This is a genomic window from Verminephrobacter aporrectodeae subsp. tuberculatae At4, from assembly GCF_000193225.1.
Lineage (GTDB): Bacteria > Pseudomonadota > Gammaproteobacteria > Burkholderiales > Burkholderiaceae_C > Acidovorax > Acidovorax aporrectodeae.
In genome coordinates this window covers 1-7438 of record NZ_AFAL01000057.1, presented here as the reverse complement: position 1 = coordinate 7438, position 7438 = coordinate 1, and the positions used below count along the sequence as shown (strand labels likewise).

7 protein-coding genes and 1 pseudogene are annotated in these 7438 nt (G+C 65.8%); all 8 read right to left on the bottom strand.

The window, feature by feature from the left end:
• Positions 1 to 26 precede the first annotated feature (26 nt).
• Complete coding sequence (locus VTU_RS25375) at positions 27 to 695, bottom strand: GNAT family N-acetyltransferase (RefSeq protein ID WP_010100407.1); 669 nt, start codon at positions 693 to 695, stop codon at positions 27 to 29.
• A 56-nt stretch (positions 696 to 751) separates the two neighbouring features.
• On the bottom strand, positions 752 to 1618 hold the full coding sequence (locus VTU_RS0102445; protein ID WP_010100405.1) for a sulfurtransferase: 867 nt from the start codon (positions 1616 to 1618) through the stop codon (positions 752 to 754).
• A 95-nt stretch (positions 1619 to 1713) separates the two neighbouring features.
• Complete coding sequence (locus tag VTU_RS0102440; protein ID WP_029554037.1) at positions 1714 to 2901, bottom strand: pyridoxal phosphate-dependent aminotransferase; 1188 nt, start codon at positions 2899 to 2901, stop codon at positions 1714 to 1716.
• A 137-nt stretch (positions 2902 to 3038) separates the two neighbouring features.
• Positions 3039 to 3968 carry an SDH family Clp fold serine proteinase gene (locus tag VTU_RS31085; RefSeq protein WP_081479694.1) on the bottom strand — a complete coding sequence of 310 codons (930 nt, stop codon included), beginning with the start codon at positions 3966 to 3968 and terminating at the stop codon, positions 3039 to 3041.
• Positions 3969 to 4312: 344 nt separating this feature from the next.
• On the bottom strand, positions 4313 to 4879 hold the full coding sequence (gene nusB, locus VTU_RS0102435) for a transcription antitermination factor NusB (RefSeq protein WP_010100402.1): 567 nt from the start codon (positions 4877 to 4879) through the stop codon (positions 4313 to 4315).
• On the bottom strand, positions 4876 to 5340 hold the full coding sequence (gene ribH / locus VTU_RS0102430) for a 6,7-dimethyl-8-ribityllumazine synthase (protein WP_010100400.1): 465 nt from the start codon (positions 5338 to 5340) through the stop codon (positions 4876 to 4878). The genes nusB and ribH overlap by 4 nt, the downstream gene beginning before the upstream one ends.
• Before the next feature lie 5 nt (positions 5341 to 5345).
• The gene (gene ribBA / locus VTU_RS0102425) at positions 5346 to 6467 is read right to left on the bottom strand and encodes a bifunctional 3,4-dihydroxy-2-butanone-4-phosphate synthase/GTP cyclohydrolase II (protein ID WP_010100399.1); all 1122 of its coding nucleotides are present in this window, start codon (positions 6465 to 6467) and stop codon (positions 5346 to 5348) included.
• Positions 6468 to 6665: 198 nt separating this feature from the next.
• Positions 6666 to 7438 (bottom strand): annotated as a pseudogene (locus VTU_RS0102420) (molecular chaperone HtpG); the annotation flags it as partial.

The window sequence follows — 7438 nt, the reverse complement described above, 5'->3', positions numbered from 1 at the left end:
AGCCGTGGCCGCAGGCCGGCCGCGGTTCACTGGGTGGGTGGGTGGTGCTCGCGTCGCACCTCCTGGACGGACGCGAGAAAGTCCCAGAACTGCTTGGCCTGCCGTTTGAACTGGTAGTCCATCTCGGCAAACTGCTGTTCGACGAGTTCGGCCACGCGCGTATCCAGGTTCGCGGGCGGCAGCTGCAAGTAGGCCTCGGTCTCCGGCCCGTCGCGGCGCACGCTGGCGCCCGCGTTGCGCGCGATCTTGAGCATGGCGGTGTTCTGCGAAAGCGCATGGACGAACAGCATGCTCACCCCCTCATTGCGCGCGTGCATCACGGCGCGCTCGAACAGGCACGAGCCAAAGCCACGGCCGCGGGCCCGCTCGAGCACCGAGACGCCGAATTCCGCGCACTGTTTGTGTTCGGCAGGCTCCGGGAAGGCCAAGTGCGCCAGCGCGATGGGCTCGAGCTGGCGGTTGCAGATGCCAAAGACCTCGTCCCGGTCGAAGTCGAGCTGCTCGACGTAACGGTGGATCTGCTCGTCATTCGCGCTGTAGCCAAAGCGCAGGTACCGGTCCGCGGGGTTGAGTTCGAGCAGATGCCGGGCGATCCACGCGCGGTCCGCAGGCTCCAGAGTACGGATGGGGACCATCGCCGGGGCCGGCGGATTTCTGTCAGCGGTCGCCGTGGGCGATTCCTTGATTGCGATCATGGCAGGCAGTCTAAGGGTTTTCACCAGTCTTTGTTTGTCATCCGACTGCAGGCAGCCTACCCACGCTCGACCGGACGGGCCGGATCGCTGCACCATTCACTCCAGCTGCCCGCGAAGAGCGCGGTCCTGCCGAGCCCCGCGACCTCCATGGCGAGCAGATTCGGCACGGCGCTCACACCGCTGCCGCACTGGTGCACCACCGTGGCCGGGTCGCGGCCTGCGAGCAGCGTGTCAAACTCCGCGCGCAGCACCGCGGCCGGCTTGAAGCGGCCGTCGGCCGCGACGTTCTCGGTGAACGGCCGGTTGAGCGCGCCGGGGATATGGCCCGCCACGGGGTCCAGCGGCTCGACCTCGCCCCGGTAGCGCGCTGCGCTGCGGGCGTCCACCACGGTCTGGCCGGGCTGCCGCAGTTGGCGCAGGACGTCCGCTGCCGTGGCCAGCCGGAGCAAGGCCGGAGCCGGCTGAAAATGCGCGGCAGGGCGCGCGGGCTCTGCGCCCTGGGCCAGCGCGCCGCCTGCGGTCTGCCAGGCCTGTAGCCCGCCATCGAGCACGGCCACGGCGTCGTGGCCGAGCCACTTGAGCATCCACCACAGGCGGGCGCAGTAGTTCGCGCCCTGGCGGTCGTACACCACGGCCTGCATGGCGTTGGAAAAGCCCAGGCCGGACAGCCACAGCGCAAAGCGCTCGCGGCCGGGCAGCGGGTGGCGTCCGCCGCAGACGGCGTCGGGCGCGCCATGTCCGGCGCTCAGGTTGGCGTTCAGGTCGGCGTACAGGGCGCCAGGAATGTGCGCCTGGGCATATTGCCCGGCGCCCGCTGCGGGCTGCGCGAGTTCGAAGCTGCAGTCGAACACCATCAACGGTGCGCCGCTGGCGGCCAGGGATTGCAGGTCGGAGGCACAAATGAGCGTGGTGTAGGTGGGCATCGGTGTGGAGCGTATGGCGGAGGCGGCGGCGCGCGGGACTCCATTGTGTCCGTCCCGGCGCCGGGGCTCTGCAGCCGAGAGCCCGTCTTGCGCGTTCAGGCCAGCAGAGCGCGCAGGCGCGCCGCCGCTTCCTCCAACTGGGCCATCGATTGGGCCGTGGAAAAACGGATGAAATGCTGCGTCTGCGCGGTGCCGAAGTCGCGCCCCGGCGTCACGGCCACATGGGCGCGGCGCATCAGCTCGAAAGCGAAATCCCAGCTGCCGGTCACGCCCAGGCGATGCGCGACGTGGCGGCAGTCGGCCCAGACGTAGAAGGCGCCGTCGGGAATCACGGGCACCTCGAAGCCGATGGACTGCAGCGCCGCAATGAAGTAGTCGCGCCGGGCCTTGAACTGCGCGCGGCGGCGTTCGTATTCGGCAATGCTCTCGGGTTCGAAGCAGGCCAGGGCCGCGTGCTGCGACAAGCTGCTGGCGCAGATGAACAGGTTTTGCACCAGGCGCTCGACCACCGGAACCAGGGCCTCGGGAAGCACCATCCAGCCCAGGCGCCAGCCCGTCATGCCGAAGTATTTGCTGAAGCTGTTGATGCTGATGATGTCGTCATCGACGCTCAGCGCGCTGCGGCTGAACGCCTCCTCGTACGACAGGCCCAGGTAGATTTCGTCGACCAGCGTGGTGCCGGCGTGCGCGCGCACCACGTCCTGGATGCGGCGCAGCGCATCGGGCGCGATCGAGCTGCCCGTGGGGTTCGACGGCGACGCCAGCAGCACGCCCCGGGTCTTTTCGGTCCAGGCGGCGCGCACCGTGTCGGCGCTGAGCTGGTAGCGCTGTGCTGCCGTGGTCGGCAGCAGAACGGCCCGGCCCTCGGCGGCGCCCACGAAGTGGCGGTTGCAGGGGTAGCTGGGGTCGGGCATCAGGATTTCGTCGCCCGGGTCGATGAGCGCCAGGCAGGCGAGTTGCAGCGCGGCGGAGGCCCCCGCCGTCACCACGATGCGGCTTGCGGGAACACGCACGCCAAAGCGGCTCTGGTACCAGCCGCTGATGCGCTCGCGCAGCGCTTCCTGGCCGAGCGCGTCGCCGTACCGGGTGGCGCCGTCGCGCACGGCCCGCACCGCGGCCTCTTGCACCAGCGGGGGCGCGCTGAAGTCGGGCTCGCCGATGTTCAGAAAAATCATCGGCGCGCCGCCCTGGCCCGCCGTCTCACGGGCCAGGGCCTGCGCGGCCTTGGCCATTTCCAGCACGTAGAACGGTTCGATGCGCTCGGCGCGTTTTGAGAATTTCATGTTCAGGGTCACCCGACCTTGTGTGCAATGTGATTCCGGGCCATGTGCTTGAGGTCCGAGAGCACCGGACTTGGGTAGCGCAACTGAAGCAGTTTCAGACAGGGGGCCAGATGCTATCGGTGTCTTCGTTTTCAGCATCAAAGCGGGATGCCTTTTCCAGCGCTCTTCGTGGAGGCCGGTTGTCGCTTCGGGCTCGGGCTATTTGCTCGGCCATTTCCAATGACTGCTGAGTCAGGCGTTCCTTGGCTTTTCGCAGTGGCTCCAGGGCTTGTGTTTCCAGCATCATTTTTTGCTCCTTCGGGTTGATCCGAGATTTCGATGGTTTTGGTTTCCAGTGTTATGTGTGCGACCGAGTCGTTGACTAGAGCAGCATATTTCTTCTGAAAAGATTCACATAATTGAACATGCCAGTCCGCAGGGGACGCGACATTCTCGAAGATCGTTCGTGCTTCTTTCCGATCGATCACGAAGCCATGGGAAGGATAGCCGCCGACGAGTGTGATCAAGCCTTGGAGTGTGACATTCCTTCCAACCTTTACCAATCTTCTACCATACGTATACGCGATGGAAGTGGCTCGTTGCATCTCGGCAAGTTTCAGGGGTTCTATCTGGGCTGATATCGGGTGGAAGATACCGTTGACCAGTTTGACCGCGATCTCTGCAGCGATTTTTGTGGATAGCCCTTGTTGAACCAGTTTGTGCATGCAGGTGTTGAACGATGTCAGCGTCTCTTCTCTCAAAAATCCTACGGCTTCATTGATGTCAAGACCCGAGTTTCTGCCGAACAGTTCATCCCCTTTTTTGATCTGTATATCCAGTGGCCCCAATTCGCTGCGATTGGCCATCAATATCTTGGTTGCGCCCAATAGGACGAGAGTGCCGGCACTCTTGCAGTAACGGGGCACAAGAGCCTCGAAGCCGTCCTGATAGCTGTGCTGCAAAGCTCTCGCGATTCTGAATCCTGCATCGGGATCTCCCCCGGGCGTCGCAATTATGAGCAAGGCACGCGTTGCATCTTTATCCGGTCGCTTTTCCAAGTGATCGCAAACAGCTTCGTAGCCGTTCATGGTGATCTGCCCGGAATAGGTGATTACGTCGAGTTTCAAGGTACTGATACGGGTTGTCCTGCCAAGCAGTTTGGCAGGTTGCTTATGATCGTCGTGGAACGGATGTCCTGTCGCAGGGGCGCGACAGTGCCAGCCGTTCAATTTTCTGCTGGGTTGAATCGGCGGCTAGGCCCCTTGGGATGGGAGGGGCACTGGCATTGCATTGTAGCGTTGGACGATCGACTTGATCCGTCGATCCGCTGGCTGACTTTGCGGGAATGGTCCCGATTGGCGTCGCTGCTGCGGTTGGACAAGGCCGCGTTGCCTGCCTGAGCGTCGGGAAGAACTGAAAAATTTACCCGCGTTCAGGCATCGGCGGCCGGGGTGGGGCGGGGGCTTGGGGCGCTGCGGGTCCTGTCGGCCGCCACTTCCATGGCACGCAAGTGGGGGGCCAGGCCGTTGAGCACGGCGTTCACGTACTTGTGCCCGTCGGTGCCGCCGAACTCCTTGGCCAGTTCGATGCACTCGTTGAGCACCACGCGCCATGGCACGTCCGGGCAGTGCTGGAACTCGTATACGCCGATCCACATCGTGGCGTGTTCGACGGGCGAGATCTCGGCCATCTTGCGGTCCAGCAGCGGGGTGATGAGCGCGTCCAGAGCGGCCGCAGCGGCAATGCAGCCGTGCAGCAGGGCGGCGTAATGCGCCGCGTCCGCCTTGTGAAAACCGGTCAGGTCGCGCGTGAATGCGTCGATGGACGCGGCGTCGCTGCCGCCCACGAGGTGCTGGTACAGCGCCTGGAGTGCGAACGCGCGCGCGCGGCTGCGGCGCGCATGCGCGGACGCCTTGTGCATGCCGCCAGCTTTGCCGGGGCTGGCGCGGGGCTGGCGCGGGGCGCGCGCCGAAACAGGCGCGGGGGCGTTTTCGCTCATTCCAGATTGGCCAGCAGATTCGCCATCTCCACGGCCACGCGGGCCGCGTCCACGCCTTTTTCGCTCTGGCGCTCAGCGGCCTGCTCGGGGTTTTCGGCGGTGATGATGGCGTTCGCGATCGGGATCTGGTAGTCCAGCGCCACGCGCGTCACGCCCGCGCCGGATTCGTTGGCCACCAGCTCGAAGTGGTAGGTCTCGCCGCGGATGATGCAGCCCAGGGCGATGAGCGCGTCGTAGTCGTCGCTCTCGGCCAGGGCCTGCAGGGCCAGGGGGACCTCCAGCGCGCCGGGCACCCGCAGGTGGGTGATGTGCTGCTCCTGCACGCCCAGGGCCAGCAGCTCGGCGTGGCAGGCTGCGGCCAGGGTGTTCGTGATCTGCTCGTTGAAACGGGCCTGCACGATGCCGACGTGCAGCGCGCTACCGTCCAGTTGCCCTGCTGTTCCCTTGTCTGCGTGAAACATGTTCCTTACTCCTTTGGAATGAAACCGGCGATCTCCAGACCGTAGCCCGTCATGCTCGGCATGCGGGGGGGCTGGCCCATGAGCGCCATCTTGTGCACGCCGCAGGCGCGCAAAATCTGCGCACCCACGCCATGGGTACGCAGGTCCATGCGGCCATGCCCGGGGGCTTGCGGCGTGTGGGCCGCGCCCTCGAACCGGGCCAGCAACTGTGCGGCACTTTCTCCGCAGTTGAGCAGCACGGCCACGCCCCGGCCCTGGGCCGCCAGGTACTGCAGGCTCGTGTTCAGCCCCCAGGAATGCGTGGAGCGGTTGATCTCCAGCGCGTCGAATACCGACAACGACTCGTGCACGTGCACCGGCACCACATCGTCGGTGTTCCACTGGCCCTTGACCAGGGCGAGGTGCAGCGCCTGGCTGGGTTTGTCGCGAAAGGCGTGGGCGCTGAACTCTCCGTAGGCGGTTTGCAATGCGCGGCTGCCCTGCTTGTGCAGCAGCGATTCATTGCGGCTGCGGTGCTCGATCAGGCCGGCGATGGAGCCTATCCGGAGGCCATGCTCTGCGGCGAACGCTTGCAGATCGGGCAGACGGGCCATGGTGCCGTCGTCGTTCATGATCTCGCAGATCACTGCCGCCGGGCTGCAGCCCGCCATTGCGGCCAGATCGCAGCCCGCTTCGGTATGGCCCGCGCGCATCAGCACGCCGCCATCAACCGCCTGCAGCGGAAAGATGTGCCCCGGCTGCACCAGATCGCCGGCCCGGCTGTCTGGCGCCACTGCCACCTGCACGGTGCGCGCGCGGTCGGCCGCGGAGATGCCCGTGGTCACCCCTTCGGCGGCTTCGATGGAGACCGTGAAGGCCGTGCCGTACACCGTGCCGTTGTGCGCCGCCATGGGCGGCAGTTCGAGGAACTCGCAGCGCGCGCGCGTGAGCGTCAGGCAGATCAGGCCGCGGCCGAAGCGGGCCATGAAGTTGATCGCCTCGGGGCTGACGTGGTCCGCGGCCAGGACCAGGTCGCCCTCGTTTTCGCGGTCTTCCTCGTCCACCAGGATGACCATGCGCCCGGCGCGCATATCGGCCACGATGTCCTGTACCGGCGAGATCGGCACAGGGGTCTGGGGGGTGTTCATGGCACGGGCTTTCGTTCGGGCTGCGGGTTCGCGGGGCATTGCAGCGCAGGCTCAGCGGGGCCATGCGTCCCCGCAACCGCCCAAGAAACATGCGCTGCGGCACTGCCGTGTGGTCCAAGGGGCCTGGGCGCAGGCAGCGTCATGCGCCCCCGAGAAGCGCCCGATTGTAGTTCACCCGCGGGGCGCAGCCGTCCGCCCTCAGACCAGCAAGGCGTTCACCCGTTTGACGTAGGTCGCCGGGTCCTGCGGCAGACCACCTTCGGCGAGCAGCGCCTGGTCGAACAGGATATGCGCCAAGTCGTGGAAATGCACGCTGCCGTCGAGCTTTTTGACGAGCGCGTGCTCGGCGTTCACCTCGAGCACCGGCTTGGTCTCGGGGGTCTGCTGGCCGGCCTGCCTGAGCAGGCGCGCAAGCTGCGTGCTCATGCCGTCGTCCTGCACCACCAGGCAGGCGGGCGAATCGACCAGGCGGGTGGTCACACGCACGTCCTCGGCCTTGTCCTTGAGCGCCTCCTTGAGCTTGGCGAGAACCGGTTTGAAGGCTTCGGCGGCCTCTTGCGCGGCCTTTTTCTCGGCCTCGTCCTGCAGCTTGCCCAGATCGACAGCGCCCTTGGCAACGCTTTGCAGCGGCGTGCCGTCGAACATGTGCAGGTAGTTCAGCGCCCATTCGTCGACCCGGTCGGTCATGAGCAGCACCTCGATGCCCTTTTTCTTGAAGACCTCGAGCTGCGGGCTGTTCCTTGCCGCGGCCAGCGTATCGGCGGTGATGTAGTAGATGGCCTCCTGGCCCTCCTTCATGCGCGCCTTGTAGTCGGCAAGGCCCACGCGCACCGCGTCGCTGGTGGTGCTGGCAAAACGCAGCAGTTTGGCCAGGCGGTCGCGGTTCGCGAGGTCCTCGCCCAGTCCCTCCTTGAGCACCGCGCCGAATTCCGCGTAGAACTGGCTGTACTTGCCTTCCTTGGCCTGGTCGT